We start from the raw sequence: 17,705 nt of genomic DNA, 5'->3' as shown, positions 1-17,705 counted from the left end.
GCAGTCATTGAAAGGCCGATAAGGAGCGCCCTTCTTTTCATATATGATATGTGCTCTGACTTCTTTTGAAATAGTGGTACAGTCTTTTCCTATCGCAGCTCCAATGGCTTTAAAGCTGAGAGAGTCATCCAAACCATGCTGGATTTCATAACGCTTGTCTAAATCAAGATGCTTGTTCTTATTAGTGGATTCCATAAGTTCCTCCTTAATGCCGGAGAGCATATGTGGATGAACCTATGGATGATATCAATAAGAATTAGTAAATTCCATACCCGAGTTTGGAATTAGTAAGTTCCATGTCGTGTGTTAAAGGGGTGGAATTTAGTTTTACAAGTTACTATTCTGTTGAAATATACATTTACTACAGTATTACCTTCTGCCTTAATCTTTTTACCTGTGTCATAATGATCAGGGTCAAAGCCTATATACTGTTTCTCTGTTCCGGCAATATCTGCCTTGTAATCAGTATGATTTAAGTCTATGATAACATCATTGCCAACAATACCTCTCTTAGTTAAAGACTCTTTATATGCGTAAACCTTTGAACCATCCTCATTGGTTTTCAGAGATTCCTGCCAAATAACTACTGTATAATCTGCTTCATTAGCCGGAACCCACTTAGCGTATAGAGTAGTCTTCTCGGAAAGGGGCTGTCCAAACACAAATTTTGTTCCGCCAGGTTCACCACCACGCTCTGAAGGTGCCTCTGTGTACCAACCTTCAATTTTATATCCTATTCTTGTAGGCCATATAGGTTGGTCTTGTATGTCGTTACCTGCATCATCCTTATTATATTTTGTAGGATCTTTTGTATTTTGACCAAGCTCTACAAACTGAGGTCCTACATAGCTTGCGCCTGCAGCATTCTCATCAAACACAAGCCAATATCCTTTAGGAGTATAAGCTGTAAACTCAACGCTCTTAGTGACCTTTATCTCTGTTCCGTTTTCAAAGGGTGATGTCCTGCCTTCGGTTATTACAGTTATGGCATCTGGATTCTTTGTAGGCTTCCATCCAAGGAAAGCAGAATCCTGGCTCATAGGTGTATAAGGCCATTCAATTTTATAAGTACCATCATCTGATACAACATCATCAGTATGAATAGCTGTACCCTTCTCATCGCAGTAAGTAATTGTGTAGTGATCTTTATACTTAGCTCTGAGTTCAACGGTTTCATCGGCAGTAATACCATTTATAACCTGTCCGAGTTCTACCTTAGTGTCTGTATAATCATGGCTTGTTTCATCAACTAAATACCAGCCAATAAACGCCCATCCATTATGATAAGGGGGTTCAATTGCTGCAAGTGTGTCACCATTCTTTACTATCTGGCTATCTACTTTTTGACCCAGTTCATTAAAGAACTCATACGGTGTTCTGTCTGAATCTGTGAATTTGTAAGTACGTCTGGGTGTAACAACAGTAGGATCCGGATCAATTACGATAGCATAGATTGAGAAATCGGATGAAGTAAACTCAGCTGCATCATCGGAAATAGTTGCTTCAATAACATTAGTATTTCCATCATCATCTCTATGTACTACCTGTGTATCCTCTTCAGTACTTACTATTGAACTTGTAATCTTTACAGAGATAGGAGCTAAAGGTTCAATTTCAATGTCGTCATGTGTAAATGAGATATCTACAACGATGGCTGTCTGCTCTGAGTTATCAACTTCATCGTTGGCAGTATCCTTGATCTCATTAATGATAGCCTCATCCTTAACTTCTGTAACAGTCATCTGGGTATTTTCAGGAAAAGCACCCTCGGGAGCTTCAACATATACAGAAGCATCGCCGGCCTGTCCTTCGAAAGTCTGTGCAGGAAGTTTCTCCTCAAGCTTTTCAAAATTAGCAGTATAAACTGCACCATCAACTATCTGAGCATCTGAAGGTACAAAAGTCTTATCTGTCTCAACTTCCTTACCGCTCTCATCTGTCCAGTTTGTAAACTTGAAGCCTTCGTCAGCTGTTGCAGTTGATCCGTTGAATTTTGCATCCTCTGCATTAACATCAACTTCTTCACTCTGAACAGAAACTGAACCGCCTTCGGTTGTAGCATAAGAAATTGTAACTAACTTCTCTTCAGCTACAGTTACTTCTTCCTCTTCCTTAGCTTCTTCCTTCTCTTCAGCAGGAGCTTCCTCTACTGCTTCAGGATCTGCAGGTGTTTCTGCAGGAGCAACTTCCTCTGCATTTTCAGCAGCGGGTTCTACAGCAGTCTGTTCTGCGGGAGCAGCCTCTTCTGTCTTGGTCTCTTCAGAAGTCTGACCTTCTGCAGGAGCAGCTTCCTCTGTCTGAGGCTGAACCTCTTCCTGTACCTGAGGTTCTTCCTGAACAACCTCTTCCTGCGCAGGCTCTTCGGCTACAGGCTCCTCTGCCTGAACCTCCTCCTGTACCTGAGGTTCTTCCTGTGCAGGCTCTTCCTGAGCAGGTTCTTCTGCTACAGGCTCCTCCTGTACAACCTCATCCTGAACAGGCTCTTCCACGACCTCTTCAGCCGGAGCCTCCTGTTCAACATTTTGCTCATCACCGATATTCTCGGTAAAAAGCGATGAATACTTTTCAGTGGATGCTTGCTGGATATCAGCTTCAGATGTAGCATGGGCACCTATACTGTTGTAATCTGACCCAAAGGTCGTTACAAGTACTACTAGTGCCAGAAGCATAGCAAGTTTTCTTGCAATGTTCTTTCGCATTATGCAATTCCCCCTTCATATTATTATAAATATAATAGTTCATTTAGATTATACGAAACTTTATTTCAAGAAAATTTACAAATTATGCACAATTTATTTCAAAACTCGTACTTGACAATTTTTAACTAATATGAAAGTTGTTAAGCAGTTATATTCTGAGGTCAATAGCATATTAATAGAAATAAAGCCGCACAGTCATTTCTCAGCAAGACCTGATCCAGCACTAAAGAACAAAGAAAAAGCACTGACGATATCTACAACCATCAGTGCCTAATCTGTTTCTTCTATAATATATTGTAATGCATGATCAAATGAAATTTGGACCAGATCGTTTACCCCATCTCAGCCAGCTTCATCTTCTGCTTTGCCACATACATTCTTGCATCTGCCCGCTTGAATACGGATTCTACGTTTGCATCGGTTTCAGGATCGTATTTCACCATTCCCTTAGCGATGTTTATCTTTTCCCATTCATTTACAGTTTCAAGATTATGTCTCTCAGCCTCAACATCAAAATCTCTGAGAAGCTTATAACAGTTATCGTAATCATCACCCTGTAATATAACAACGAACTCATCTCCACCAATTCTAAATACAGGACTCCCTTTGAAAATACGGCAGGTCAGTCTGCAGGCATTCTGCAGATAGATGTTTCCACGCTCGTGTCCATAGGTGTCATTTATCTTTTTAAGATTATTGGCATCAAATACCACAATACCATATTCCTTTTCGCCTTGCTGCATATCAAGCTTTGATGCAGCATCATCATATGCTGTCTTATTTTTAACACCCGTCAACGCATCATGATATGCCAGTGAGTTCAAATCATCAATATGATGTTTAAGATGATGAACCATCTTTTCCATTGCATGAGTAAGTTCGCCAACTTCGTCCTTTGTCTCTTTAGGGAAAGTCACTTCAAGCTTTCCGTCATTTATCTCACGCGCAACATGTGCAAGGCTCTTCAGCGGACCGGTAATCCTGCGGCTCACCATTATTGTAAGAAGAAGGAAAGTAACAAGTACTATTATAGTAGAAATAACAACTCTTCTCATAAGTTCATTGCTCATAGCCATGATCTCATCAACCGGAGCAGTTATGATAAGTCTCATCCCATTAAGAAGAGTTCTGAACGCAAGCTGCTTTTCAACACCCTTCATAGTATATGTGGTAAGTCCAATACCATTACTTTCATTTTCAAAAAAGAAATCACCCTTTACATCCATCTCATCAAGTGAAGTACCTGCATCAAAATTCGGGTTGTAATATACTGTTCCATCTTTGTCAGCAAGACAAGCGTAGCCGGTATCATAGCACTTTATCTGCTTTACGGTATCGATCATGCCATAGAAATCTATATCCATTCCGGCAATGCCTATCAAAACACCATTGTCATAAAGAGGAACTACATAAGATATCAGATATTTATCCATGTTAGCATTATGATATGGCTCAAGCCAGGTTGGAGCACCATTTTGAACAGGAATGTACCACCAGTTTACATGCTCATAAGCCTCCTTATCAAATGCATAAATATCTGTAGGCTGCATATAGTAAAACTCATCATCCGGTGTGTCCCTTATGTATAGTAGCCCACTGTCAGATGGCATTATATCAGGATTGTAATGAACATAATATGAAACTGTTCCGGGAACATTTTCAGCTATATTTGAAAAAAGATTGGAAAGCTGCACAGTATAACTATCTCTGTAAGTTTCATCACCGGCAAGCTTTTCCACAGAAAAAAGACGTTCGACCGCATAATCAGCAAGGATATTTACAGCCTCCTCGGTATTAAAAAGAACCCTGTCTATCGCATCCGCCTCAGTCTCACAGGTCAGATTTAAGATACGGGCTGAATCATAGTTGCCCGACTGTCTCAATGTATAAACTGCAGTGCCACCGACAATAAGTACTACCATCAGTATGGCTATTGTAGTTAAAAGCGTTATTTTTTCCTGAATTGACTTCATTTTTCCCTCATTTTTTTGCTATCCATCATAAATATGACAAAAACGGCAAGCATTATCATCACCAAGAAACTATATAAGATCAATTCCAACGAAACATCACTCTTATCTTTTATTTTATCTGATTTAGCAGTCTCCTCATCTTCAATAAGAACAGACTCACCATTGTCAGAATCATCAGTTAATACTTCACTCTTTTTAGCACTATCCTCTTCAACCTTCCTTGTAGCACCAAGGACTGCCTCTTTTTCGCTGATTCTAAGCGTACCCGGCCTGAGCTCTACGTTAACAAACTTATCTGTAACGTTAAGCCCGCTGGGATCAAAAATTATATAATCCGTTACAATATTATTATTATCTGCATTATCTTCAGGAAATGTAATACTACCCTCTGCAACAGCCTTGTATGTATACCCCTCAGGAAGTCCCTGAGCTGTCACATCAATCTGTTCTGTGAGCGGTGTCCCATCATATATCTTCTCCGCACTGGGTGCAGTGAAAATAACTTTATTATGATATATTCCCAAATCTGCAGCTTTAGCAGTATTACTGCAGCAAGGAAACAGGATAAATGCGCAAATGGCAATTAAAGTACTCATGTGCGCAAGTGCCCTGTTTCCAAAGCTAATATTATTCATCTATCTCCCCATCACCTTTCGTTCAAAGGAATGACGCTCCTTCGAAACAAAAATCTTCATAATTAAGTATAACAATCTGATACGGAAACAGTTTACCCAAATATGCATGGGCTGCTACATAATTCGTACTTGACTTTTATTATATTTATGTTAATGACTGTTCTCAATATGTCTAATTATGATATTATATAATTATTACAATTAGTTTATAATGCTTTAATCTTTTTATGAGGAAGAGATATATGAGTAGTTCAGATATACTAAAAGTTGCTGTTTGTGACGACGAAATGGCACAGAGACGTCAGCTTCAATTCATTATTGAAAAACAGCGTCCCGGAACGGAAATAAACCTTTTTGAGTCCGGAGAGGACTTTTTATCAAATTTCAGGCCAGGCATCTATGATCTCATTTTCATGGATATACTCATGCCGGGAATGGGAGGTGTTGATGCAACCAGCAAAATTCGAAGTATCGACGCTTCAGTTCCAATCGTATTTGCGACATCAAGTCAGGACCACGCCATGGAAGGCTATAAAAACCGCGTGATCCGCTATCTTATGAAACCCTTCAATCCAACAGAGGTCGGTGAAGTACTTGACCTTGCAGCACAGATGAAAGGTGCCCAGGGCGGTGTATCCGTCCGCATTGGCGGAAAGGATATGACCTTCTCCTTCGAAAAAATCTGTTATGTTGAGCAGAGCGCCCATACTCTCTACATGCATATGGCTAACGGTGCAACTCTTCAGCTCACCGGAAAACTGGACGATATCGAAGCCCAGACTCCCGATGATTCTTTCATGCGCTGCCACAAAAGTTACCTGGTAAACCTCGCCCATGCCAAGAATATAGACAAGGATCTTCAGATGTTCGTCATGAAGGATGGCGATACAGTGCATATCAGGCGTGAAAGCCTCCGTGAAGCAAACCGTATGCTGGCAGAGTTCGCCATAAGAGATCTGTTGTAATTCAGAATACCTATAGATTCCTGTTTTTCCTCAGAAAAAATAATAACCGTACTGGACCTGGTCCATTACGATTATTGAATACTTTTTATAACATGCCTGTATCCTCATCGATCATGGCTATAAGTACATCTACGAGAACTGGATCGAACTGCTTCCCGCGGTTTTTATCCAGTTCCTTTTTTATTTTTGCAGGAGGCATCACGGAAGCGTACGGTCTCTCGGATGTCATGGCATCATAAGCGTCAGCTATTCCAATGATTCTGGCTTCAACAGGTATTTCTTCTCCTGCAAGTCCATCGGGATATCCTGTCCCATCATATCTCTCATGGTGCCATCTTGCTCCTGTTGCAAGCCCCGGCATCTCAGATATATTTCTCAGAATCTCATAACCTATTATCGGATGCTGACGAACTATCTCAGCCTCATCCTCAGTAAGAATATCAGGCTTTCGCAGTATCTTCTCAGGTATTACCAGCTTTCCTATATCATGCACAAGTCCCATGTAATAAATGCTTTGCTGCTCTGTTTCGCTCTTTCCAAGTCTTCGTGCGATCTCAATCGAGTATTTCGCAACCCTCATGGATCTTCCCGGATTATTCACATCCCTTGAATCCACCGTGTTTGCAAGAGCAAGCAGTATTTGCGCTGAAAGTCCGGAACCTGCCATCTCCTTAATCTCGGGTGAAAGGTCAGTCGTACCCTGATAGTTCTTCTCTATCAAAGCATCTTTTGAATTATACTCTTTTATACCCTCCTTAAGCCTTAAGCTTAAGTTTTCAAAGTGTTCCTTAAGTGCCGGATGCTCATCTACAACAAGCTTTGTATTTCCATCCTTTATGGCATTTTCAAGCTTTAATGCTTCCTCAGCAAGGCTATCAGCACCTATTGTTTTTGCCGTACTTTTTAAGGAGTGAACCATAATCAGATAGTCATCAAAATTGTTTGTTTCCAGACATTTTGTGAGTTCATTGCCTTTATCGCTGTCAGCAAACATCTCTATCTGAGACAGATAAAAATCCTCATCCCCCATACAGAAGCCAAGGCCGGCTTCCACATTGATGTCAGAAAAAATCTCAGCCAACGTTCTTTTCTTAGGAACGTCTTCTACAGGTACTGCACCATTCTCAGAATTTTTCTGCTTATTTTCCATATAATATACGTGTTCAAGAGAAGCCCTGCTATCGATAAGTGCTGAGGGCATAATATCAATCAAAAGAGCATATATTTTTTCAGCTTCAACAGGTTTTGTCAGATATGCATCAAAACCAAGCTCCTTAAATCTCTCCTCATCCCCTCTAAGACCTCCTGCCGTCAGCATTATTACAGGTGCATTTCTGCTTAGTCTCTCTTCTCTCATGATGCTCAGAGTTTCAATACCGTCCATTATGGGCATCATATGGTCCATAACTACCAGGTCGTAGGTCTTTTTTCTCAGCTTCATAAGAGCCTTTTGTCCATCTACGGCTGTATCTATCTGAGCTTCTGTTTTATTTAGTATCTTGAGCAGAAGGTCAACGTTCATGGCATTATCATCAACCACCAGTATCTGCGCTCTTGGCATGATTGGCACGATAATCTCATCAAGATCATTTTCAAGTAGTGCCGAATAATCAAAAAGACTGCCGATATCTACATCCTCTCCGGGATTTTGTGCTATCAGATTTAACAGATTATTAAAGAAAGCAAGCAGTGTTTCCCCTGCTCCCTTTATTTTCGAAGCATATTCAGAAATCTTGTTGTCATTGGTATTTTCCAGAATCAAATTATCAAAGCCCAGAATCGAATTGATAGGCGTTCTTATTTCATGAGACATCTGCGACAAAAAATCGCTCTTTGCATCATTTGCTTCTTCCGCCTTTTTCCTGGCATCAAGAGCTTCCTTCTCAGCAGCTTCAAGCTTGCCAATCGTACTCTCAAGCTTATGATAATCCGGTGTTTCAAGGGTAAACAACAGAACAAGAAGTGCAACTGATGCCGCAAAAAATGTCAGAACCACACTTTGAAGCCACATCATCTGTACCATATAGATTGCAATGACAAGTATCGTTGCAGTTATAATGCTAACCAGCTGCAAAAGTGTATAGCTTTTTCTGTTTACACTTACAAAACCGGTTGCCAGAAGAATGTAATAAGCAGGGAAAAGCAATGAGCATGCCAAAAAAAGAACCCCATGCTTATAGCCGCCTGAAACAGTATATTCAAAGACAGCTCCCGTGTAGACATTCTGCACTAAAAGAAAACACTGCGCAATTATTACTGTCAGGTTGATCTTACTTAACAGAGTCTCTTTTATATCCACATTTGCACATGCCACTATGTATTCGGCATAGGAATTAGCTGCAACCGTAGAAGTAAGGATATTAAGTGAATGGATTATGTAATGACCTGCTATCGGCACATACAGCGCATATATTTCAATGCCAACAGTAGCTACATCGATAGCTGCGGCAATTGTAAGTACATAGGCGAAGCGCCTGAAAGCTTTAGTGGTACTGTAAGAATCCGTATAAGTCAACTTCAGAAAAAAACAAATTATCAAGTCATAAAGAATAGCTGAAATACCAAACGATAGATTGTGAAGCAGCATTTTATCCCCCTCATACTACTGGGCAGTAGTCCTGTATCCTGTCAACTTCCTGACACAGTTGTAAAAACATAAATATAAATAAGCCATTTCAAATATTGACCTTGGAATACATGTTTATAGCAGCCCTTAACATATTGAATTCAACAGGCTTTTCAATATAATTGATAAAACCGCTCTCCTTAAGAGACTCTTCGCCAAAATCTGCGTCATGTCCCATGGCAACTGCGTTAGTCTCTCCATTTCCCGAAGGATTTCCGCTGGAGATACGTTTTAGCAGCTCTTCCCCGGTACCCTCGGATAAATAGTAATCAATGATCAGAAGATCATATTTTTCCTGCTCAAGTTTTTGCATAGCTTCTTCAAAGCCTGCTGCCTCATCATAACTGATATCTTCAATATGCCCCAAAAGCTCAAGCAAATACATTCTTTCAATATCAGAATCATCAACAACAAGTATTTTCTTACTCATTATTTTCTACCTGCAATTCCTCGTAAAGTGCATGTGCAATATCATTTCTCTCCTCTGCAAAAGCTCCTATTCTCTCCCGCAAAAGATCAAATTCCTTCTTCCTGCAAATCGCCTCAAGTCTCTCAGTCATTTTCACAAGCTTATCCGCACCAATAAGCTTTGCCATATCTCTTTCAGATCTTATGAGAGCCATGCAGCTTGTGTAATCCGCATTTCTAATTGCCTGCGAAATCCTGCTGACTGACTCTTCCTTTGAATACTCAAGAAGAATTTTCTTATAAAGCCTGATGTCATGAAGAGTATACTCTCTTGCATCTGCAACCCTAACCATAGGAATGCGCTCCTGCAGATTCTCCCAGGCTATGACATCCATGCTTCCGCTGACATTGGAATCCTTAAGAGGAAGGAATCTCTTAAGGATATCCGTTACCATATCCTCAGTAAAAGGCTTAGTAAGATAAGCTGCAAAGCCCTCATTTAAATACTTCTCCTCTTCACCCTCAATGGCATTGGCAGTCAGTATTATAATCGGAGTATTGTCGCAAAGTTTTTCATCACGGAGCTGCCTTAGAGCTTTTACGCCATCCATTATTGGCATCAGATGATCCATAAAAATCAGATCATATCTAAATTTCCTAACCTGAATCACAGCTTCCTGCCCATTGGATGCAGTATCCACAGTAAATCCCATAGGAGTAAGCATCCTTACAAGGATATCCAGATTAGCAGGCGTGTCATCCACCGCAAGTATTCTCATATCTGAAGCTCCGGTTAGCCCCTTCCTTACAGAGTTTCCCTCATCATCCATAAACTCGCTCTCATCTGTGTTCTCTATAAGTTCAGCCATGGAAGGAAGTCTCCGGGAAGCCTTCTCATCAGATTCCTCCGATACATAATTAAGTACGCTCTCAAAAAAAGTAAGAAGTCTTTTGGCAGAAATCTTAACGCGCCTTGTATATTCCTTGGTTTCCTCCTCTTCTGTGTCTGCCAGAATCAGATTGGAATACCCCATTATGGCATTGACAGGAGTTCTGATATCATTTGACATCTGCGCAAGGAATCTTGTCTTGGCATGGCTCGCCTCTGTGGCTCTTATGCTGGATGCTTCAAGTTCTCTTTTGGAAATTGAAAGCTCCTCCAGAGTCTTCTTAAGCTTAATATAATCAGGAGTCTCAAGTGTAAGGAAAATAACAAGGATTGCTATTGATGCTGCAAAAAATGTCACAAGAAGGCTTCTGTATAAAAACATCTGAAGTGCATACAGTGACACCATAAAGACAAATGTGGCTGCCAATGCATATTTCATTTTTCTGGCATAGTTCTCACTATGACTAAGTATAAACACTCCCCCACTTAATATGTAATAAAGCGGAAATGCATATACAACCATTGTAAATAGCGGTCCTACCAGCATCTCACCACTGTCGGAATATGAAAACACCGTTCCTGTAAAAAAATTCTGAACAATCAGGATTCCATAAATAAGCAGAAGCACCCTGTTAATAAATGAGCCATCTGTACGGCTGTACTCATCTCCAACATAGGAAATAACATATCTTACAAACTGGAAAGAGCCACCGGTTGCAAGACAATAATTAATGGTATGGATAATATACAACGGCACAGGTGAGAACAGCATGTCATATGAAAGCATTACTGCATCTACAACATCTGCGATCGTGCCCCAAAAAACAAGATAAGCAAGGAGCTTAAACTCCTTGTTTACCTTCGTATCATCCCCATATCTTAATTGGAAGAACACACACAATATGAAATCCAGTGGAATCACTGCCAGCTCAAGAAAAATATTATATTTGAGTATCAATTCACCTGCTCCCTTTGTGCAAGAATCTTGTATGCCTCCTGAAGCTTCTCCTTTGATGCAAGAAGCGGTGCTTTGGCATTTATGTTTTTATCAAACTCCGGTCCTTTGTTTCCGGATTTTACTACCTTTTCAGAAGGAAGATACTTTAAAAGCATCGCTTCCAATTCTTTATAAACTACAGGTCTTATCAGATAATCTGAAACTCCCTGCTTTCCATACCCATTCTGGATTTCCTGACCAGTTCCGGAAGCCACGGCGATAACAGGTGTAGCTGAGTTTTTCCCCTTATTAGTCTCATCTGTTTTTTGCGAATCATTCGCATCACCCAAGGCACCAGATTCCTTGGACCTTCTGTAATACTTAAGATTATTCCTGTAGTGGTTATGACTGTTTGCATCCTTTTCTAAAGTTTCTCCATGGAGTTTTCTTATGGCATCCCCTCCACTAAATTGTATAAGCTTATAGTCCATAAACACTATGTCATAGACATTTTCTCTGGCAAGCTCAAGGCCTGTCTCAACAGATAACGCTGAATCCACCTGTATTCCGGTACCATTAAGAAGCCCTTCCATAATGGCAAGATTGAGTTCTATTCCATCCACCACAAGTACCCTGGCATCCGGTGCCGTGAAGCTGATTTCAAAGTGCTCTTTATCAATCACGCTCTGTGCATATTCCTGCTCAAAATCTCCAACAGGCTTACTGTCGGCGATTTTCTGTCTGACCTCGAAATGGAAATTGCTTCCTTCGCCGTAGATACTCTCCACCTTCAGCTCGCTGTCCATGAGCGCCAGGATTTCTCTTACTATAGAAATACCAAGGCCGCTTCCCTCAATACTTCTTATGTTAGCTTCCTCAATTCTCTCGAAGGGTTCATAAAGTCTTTCCAAGTCTTCCTGCCTGATTCCTATACCCGTATCTCTGACAGCGATTTTCAAAAGTATCGTCTCATTACTCACAGGTTCATAGTCCACAGAAAAATCGATTTCGCCCTCCTGCGTATATTTCACTGCATTCGTCAGAATATTGGCTATACATTGTTTTAATCTTCCTGCATCTCCGTAGAGCTTACGGGGAACGCTCTTATTCACATAGCCCTTAAGATCAAGTCCCTTGGAAAGCGCTCTTGGTCTTATGAGACTTATCATATCCTCAACCACAGTCGCAAGATCATACTCAGCTATGAAAAGCTCGATTTTTCCTGCTTCAATCCTTGAGTAATCCAGGGAATCATTTATAAGCGCCAGAAGAGTATTGCCCGCAGACCTGATGTTATACGCATATTGCCTTAAGGCAGGATCGTTGTACTCTCTTAAAATGAGTTCATCATATCCAAGTATCGCATTTATAGGTGTTCTGATCTCATGAGCCATGCTCGCAAAATAATCCATTCTGCGCTTTGTGTTCTCTTCATCCTTTTCCTTCTGCCTTCTTAATGTGTCATAGGCACTGTCCCTCTGACCTGACATATAGGTATATCCTGCCAGCACCAGAAACAGGGCAAACAAAAGAGTAAATAATACCACCCACAGTATTTTCCATCTGTATGATATCGAAGCTCCTCCGGCAAAAAGACTTATGACCATAAGGACCACGTACAATATGAACTTAAAACGAGTGCCACCTGTCTTCATCTTTATCAGATCTCATAGAGAGCAGAATACTTTTCCTCAAGGTAATCAAGGAAATCATCCGCAGTAAAATCTCTTCCGGTGATATCCTTTATCCACTCTGAAGGTGATAATCTGTCTGCTTTCTTGAAAATATTCTCCTTCATCCAGCTATTGATGGCATCAAAATCGCCCTTTTCAACAAGTCCGTCTATATCGATCTCGTTTTTCATGCGGTTATAGTACATTGCGTTGTACATGTTGCCCATTGAATATGTAGGGAAATATCCAAAGCCTGATGTCCAGTGCACATCCTGAAGTACACCCTCTCTGTCTGTCTTTGGAGATACTCCAAGATATTCCTCGTACTTCTCCCTCCATCTGCGGGGTATGTCAGCAATGTCTATGTCACCACTTATGATTTCTTTTTCAATCTCATATCTGATGATTATATGGAAAGTGTAGGTAAATTCATCAGACTCAGTTCTGATAAGTGAAGGCTCCACCACATTTATTGCTTCGTAGAATTCCTCCTCTGATACGCCTTCCATAACCTCAGGGAAAATCTCACAGGTCTTGGGATAAATCAGTTTGATACAGCTCTTGGAACGACCGATTCTGTTCTCGTACATTCTTGAAACAGACTCGTGCATGCCGAGAGTTTTTCCGCCTTCTATGAAATGATCATAATTCTCTCCGGGCTGTAGCATTTCAAACAGAGCATGTCCGCTCTCATGGATAATGGAATACATGCTGGCAGCAAAATCAGTAGGATAGTAATGAGTTGTTATACGGATATCATTTTTACCCATCCAGTCTGTAAAAGGATGCTCTGATGTGGAATAAGCACCTCTTGAAAGATCATACTTAAGAACGCCAAGAAGGTAGTCGCTCATTTTTCTCTGCTGTTCTTCGGATACTTCCTTGTGCATAAAGTCTGTGCGGATTTTCTTTTTGCTGTTCATAAGCTTCTTAAGAAGGGGAACAAGTCTCTCCTTGCAGTGCTCGAAGCATTCATCCAGCTCCTCAATAGTTATTCCTCGCTCATAATCACCGATGAGCTGGCCAATAACATAGTTTTTATCGGAAGGCTCAAGGCTCTTTGCAGCTTTACCTGTATCCTCAGCGTCCTTTGGATCACGAAGCTTAACCATCTCGATATTTGCATCCCTGACCTTTTTAAGAGAATCAGCAAACATTGAAAAATCTGAGTTTTTCCTTGCTGCGGACCAGTCCACGAAAGCCTTGTTCATTATTCTTGAAAACTCAAGCTGCTTCTTTGCAGTGATGTTCTTTGTCTTGGCATAATCTCTGTGAAGCTGCTCGGCACATACTCTGTCGAACTCCTCCAGTTCATCTCTGTGCTCATATAAATATTCTGCAGCGTCAATGAATTTCTGCTGCTTAGTGAGCTTAAATACCTGATTCTGTAAAAAGGCAATTATCTCACCCTGCTCTTCCATACCTTTTTCAGGGCATATGGTCTCCTGATCATAAGTAAGGATTCTTCCTGCATGATTGTAAACCTCTGCCTCCTTAAGCACTCCCTGCACGTATTCAAGTTTCTGTTTTGTTTCTGCGTTCATAATTATAGTAATTTACCTTTCTTATATATTTCTTTAAAGTACAAACCAAACAACATAATTCCATGCTGATCCGCACATTTTAGCATTTGATATAGTTATTTCATTAGCATTTTATCAGGCAACACTATGATGCTTACCTAAACTATCCTGTATCCTTTTTCATCCAGCACTTCCTGTGACTTATCAAAATCATCCTTCTTCACCAGAATGTAATCGGTGTTATAGGTTGAAATTGCAAAAATGCCTATATTATTTTTGGCAAGAGCCGTAGAAATCTTTGACAGTATGCCTATCAGGGAAAAATCCAGCTTTCCCTCTATTCTGAAGGCTTTAAAGCCATCACTTCTTTCCGTGGTGTTTTCGGGAACATCCTTCGTTTCACAGACCAGTGATATTTCTTCATCTGTTTTACTAATAAAAACAAATTCCCTGTCCATATTTATCTTTTCAAGATTTTCAACCTTACATACCGTAAAATCCTTATCGATTTTCTTAAGTTCCATGATAATTCTCCTCTGTATATGTCGGTTTATACTGCTTAATTGTCTGCCGGAATCCGGGCAGAATAGACAATAGGGTACAGACATTATGATCTTTAGCCCTATCACAATATATTTTACCACAATAATAGTGCTAAAATGGTATTATTATATGATAACAGAGGCAGAAAATGGGCAGATTCAAAATACAAACCAGCCCGTGAAACCTCAAAATATTAGAAAGCAGCAAATTTAACAATGGCAAATAATTCATCAAAATTAAAAATCTGTATGATAGTTCAGGATAAAAATGTGAAGGGCGGAATTGCCGCAGTAACCAGCAATTACTACGGAAGCCGTCTTGAAAAGGACTTTGATATCACCTATGTAGAGTCCTACTGTGACGGAGGGAAATTCACAAAGCTCATAAAAGCCCTCAGAGCTTACAGAGAGTTCAGAAAAGTCCTTCGTACCAACAGACCTGACATCGTTCATGTACATTCATCCTTTGGTCCAAGCTTTTTCAGAAAATATCCAATAATACAAATGGCCTATAACGCCGGTATTCCGATAGTTAATCACATCCACGGATCAGCCCTTGATGAGCTTTATACAAACGCTCCCGCCTGGAAGAAACGGATGGTTGAAAAAAGCTACGGAGAGTGCTCAAAGCTGATCGTCCTGTCATCGGAGTGGAAAAAGAAGCTCTCTGTCATTGTGCCGGCTGACAAAATCGAAGTCGTTCCTAATTACAGCATCATTGTTCCGGAGATGATCTCAGAAGAGTCACTGGATAAGCGTTTTGCAAAAAAACAGATTCTTTACCTGGGGCGTTTTGACGAATTAAAGGGAGTTGTGGATATTCCAGCCATAGCAAGCCTTATTAAAAAGAAGTTCCCTGACGTTACATTTGTCCTTGGCGGCACCGGCGAAACCGCTCCCACTGAGGCAGAAATAAAAAGGTTACACCTTGAGGATACTGTACTTCTGCCGGGATGGATAAGGGGTGATGAAAAGGTAAAGCTTCTTAAGGAAAGTGCTATTTTCCTCCTACCGTCACATATGGAAGCAATGCCCGTGTCAATCCTTGAAGCGATGGGTTATGGACTTCCAATAGTTTCCTGCGAAGTCGGAGGCATTCCGCAGGTAGTATCCAAGGACGTAAACGGCAAGCTATATAAGCCAAAGGATGTTGAGGGAATGGCAGATGGAATTATTTCCTATCTCTCCGACAAAGCTTTGTATGACGAAGCCAGCAGACAAAGCCTGAAAATCGCAGATGAAGGCTACAGCTTTGAATCTCATATAAACAAAATAGAGAAAATCTACAAATCGCTTTCATAACAGTTTTTCAGGGGTCTCTCATAGACAAAATCTGATAGCCACACAGTGAAGACAAATATTCATGCCTAAAAATTGTATTTTATGCAGTTTTTAGGCATTTTATCCGGGCGTATCACTCAGCGTGTTTTCTCACGGACTTGGTACAATCCATACAAGCCGACTTACCCAGGTACTTTCAAGTCTGGTCAGGCTTGTTTTCAAAATATTTTTATCTGTATTTTATAAACCCTTCATTATTAACAAGTATAATTAAATATAATAATAGGCTCAAAAGTTCATAATGCGATTTTACGTGCGTACGTAGAATCATGATTTCAACTATAGTAAACAGGTCATACGTTTTTCCGTGAAAGGTTGGGTACCTATGGCAGATAAGCTTGCACTTATAGCACTTGAATCCTTTTCCTCCCAGGCAAAAAGGGTAAATGAAATACTATGCACATGGCGAGGAGGAGACAATTATCTTATAGAAGCTTCATGCCCGAGATTTAGCAGTGGAGAAGCCAAATGTGTGATTGAACAATCCGTAAGGGATAAAGATGTATATATCTTTGTTGATGTCTGCAACAATTCCCTTAAATATCAGATGGATGGCGAGTACAACCGCATGTCTCCTGATGATCACTATCAGGACCTGAAAAGAGTCATCGCCGCATGTGATGGCAAAGCAGCCAGAATAACGGTTATCATGCCTTTTTTGTACGAGGGAAGACAACACCGAAAAATAGTGCGTGAGTCTCTTGACTGCGCTGTTATGTTGAAGGAGCTGGAATTCCTTGGCGTAAACAATCTGGTAACCTTCGACGCCCATGATCCGAGAATGAAAAACGTCCTCCCTCTAAACGGCTTTGAAAATATATCTCCTGCACTTCAGTTTACCCAGGCACTTTTTGCCGAATACGAAGATTTGAAAATAGATCCAGAGCATCTTATGTTCATCGCCCCCGATGAAGGTGCAACTGAAAGAGTTGTATTCATGGCATCTCTTTTTGGCGTCAACATCGGAATGTTCTATAAAAGAAGAGACTATTCACACATCGTAAACGGGCAAAATCCAATCGTCGCGCATGACTTCTGCGGTGGAAACATCGAAGGCCTGGATGTAATAGTTATCGATGACATGATTGCCTCCGGCGGCAGCATGATAGATGTATGCAAGCAGTTAAAGGAAAGAGGTGCACGCAGGATATTCCTTCTATCAACCTTTGGATTATTCTTAAACGGTTTTGAAAAATTTGATAAAGCCTATGAAGAGGGACTATTTACCAGAGTACTTACAACCAATCTTGTCTATCAAAAACCTGCTCTTTTAGAGAGAGAATATTATTTAAACGTCAACATGAACAGATATATTGCTGCCATAATTGATACTTTAAATAAAAACACTACAATGAGCGTTCTATCAAAACCGGAAGAAAGAATACGTAAGGAAATTTCAAAATACACAGATTCTTGAACGCTTTTTCCTTAATGCGTTCAAAAAAGTCCTGATTTCCCGGATTTCTTCGTAATTCCGGGAATCCGATAAATCTG

13 protein-coding genes are annotated in these 17,705 nt (G+C 40.5%); 3 read left to right on the top strand and 10 right to left on the bottom strand.

What is annotated here, in order from left to right; all coding sequences use genetic code 11:
- From T501_RS10980 to T501_RS10965, 4 genes are all read right to left on the bottom strand, one after another.
- The coding region (locus tag T501_RS10980) for a helix-turn-helix domain-containing protein (protein ID WP_044914794.1) at positions 1 to 195 on the bottom strand (195 nt) is incomplete at its 3' end.
- Positions 196 to 284: 89 nt separating this feature from the next.
- Positions 285 to 2,699 carry an InlB B-repeat-containing protein gene (locus T501_RS10975; protein ID WP_044914792.1) on the bottom strand — a complete coding sequence of 805 codons (2,415 nt, stop codon included), beginning with the start codon at positions 2,697 to 2,699 and terminating at the stop codon, positions 285 to 287.
- A gap of 332 nt (positions 2,700 to 3,031) precedes the next feature.
- Positions 3,032 to 4,672, bottom strand: coding sequence for a sensor domain-containing diguanylate cyclase (locus T501_RS10970; protein ID WP_026511656.1), 1,641 nt, complete (start codon positions 4,670 to 4,672; stop codon positions 3,032 to 3,034).
- Positions 4,669 to 5,307 (bottom strand): hypothetical protein, encoded by a 639-nt coding sequence (locus tag T501_RS10965; RefSeq protein WP_026511655.1) that lies wholly within the window; start codon positions 5,305 to 5,307, stop codon positions 4,669 to 4,671. Before T501_RS10965 ends, T501_RS10970 begins: the two co-directional genes overlap by 4 nt.
- Before the next feature lie 242 nt (positions 5,308 to 5,549).
- Between T501_RS10965 and T501_RS10960 the strand changes: the two genes are divergently transcribed.
- Complete coding sequence (locus tag T501_RS10960; protein WP_026511654.1) at positions 5,550 to 6,272, top strand: LytR/AlgR family response regulator transcription factor; 723 nt, start codon at positions 5,550 to 5,552, stop codon at positions 6,270 to 6,272.
- Between the two features lie 85 nt (positions 6,273 to 6,357).
- On the opposite strand, the gene T501_RS20250 is transcribed toward T501_RS10960, so the two are convergent.
- The 6 genes from T501_RS20250 to T501_RS10930 all read right to left on the bottom strand — a co-directional run bounded on the left by T501_RS20250 (position 6,358) and on the right by T501_RS10930 (position 14,852).
- A complete protein-coding gene (locus T501_RS20250; protein ID WP_049945920.1) occupies positions 6,358 to 8,859 on the bottom strand; it encodes an HD domain-containing phosphohydrolase in 2,502 nt (833 codons plus the stop codon).
- Positions 8,860 to 8,947: 88 nt separating this feature from the next.
- Complete coding sequence (locus T501_RS20245) at positions 8,948 to 9,328, bottom strand: response regulator (protein ID WP_049945919.1); 381 nt, start codon at positions 9,326 to 9,328, stop codon at positions 8,948 to 8,950.
- Positions 9,321 to 11,153 carry an ATP-binding response regulator gene (locus T501_RS10945; protein WP_044914789.1) on the bottom strand — a complete coding sequence of 611 codons (1,833 nt, stop codon included), beginning with the start codon at positions 11,151 to 11,153 and terminating at the stop codon, positions 9,321 to 9,323. The genes T501_RS20245 and T501_RS10945 overlap by 8 nt, the downstream gene beginning before the upstream one ends.
- Positions 11,150 to 12,787, bottom strand: a complete 1,638-nt coding sequence (locus tag T501_RS10940) for an ATP-binding response regulator (protein WP_050008260.1) — start codon at positions 12,785 to 12,787, stop codon at positions 11,150 to 11,152. The genes T501_RS10945 and T501_RS10940 overlap by 4 nt, the downstream gene beginning before the upstream one ends.
- Positions 12,788 to 12,792: 5 nt before the next feature.
- A complete protein-coding gene (locus T501_RS10935; protein WP_050008259.1) occupies positions 12,793 to 14,349 on the bottom strand; it encodes a carboxypeptidase M32 in 1,557 nt (518 codons plus the stop codon).
- A gap of 137 nt (positions 14,350 to 14,486) precedes the next feature.
- Positions 14,487 to 14,852, bottom strand: a complete 366-nt coding sequence (locus T501_RS10930; RefSeq protein WP_044914787.1) for an ACT domain-containing protein — start codon at positions 14,850 to 14,852, stop codon at positions 14,487 to 14,489.
- Positions 14,853 to 15,119: 267 nt separating this feature from the next.
- Between T501_RS10930 and T501_RS10925 the strand changes: the two genes are divergently transcribed.
- Both T501_RS10925 and T501_RS10920 read left to right on the top strand, forming a co-directional pair.
- Complete coding sequence (locus T501_RS10925; protein WP_081675376.1) at positions 15,120 to 16,172, top strand: glycosyltransferase family 4 protein; 1,053 nt, start codon at positions 15,120 to 15,122, stop codon at positions 16,170 to 16,172.
- A 364-nt stretch (positions 16,173 to 16,536) separates the two neighbouring features.
- Positions 16,537 to 17,628 carry a ribose-phosphate pyrophosphokinase gene (locus T501_RS10920; protein ID WP_044914786.1) on the top strand — a complete coding sequence of 364 codons (1,092 nt, stop codon included), beginning with the start codon at positions 16,537 to 16,539 and terminating at the stop codon, positions 17,626 to 17,628.
- Positions 17,629 to 17,705 lie beyond the last annotated feature (77 nt).

It is taken from the genome of Butyrivibrio sp. WCE2006 (assembly GCF_000701985.1).
Lineage (GTDB): Bacteria > Bacillota > Clostridia > Lachnospirales > Lachnospiraceae > Butyrivibrio.
Note: the sequence above shows the minus strand (reverse complement) of the source record. Positions and strands in the feature narration are given on the sequence as shown.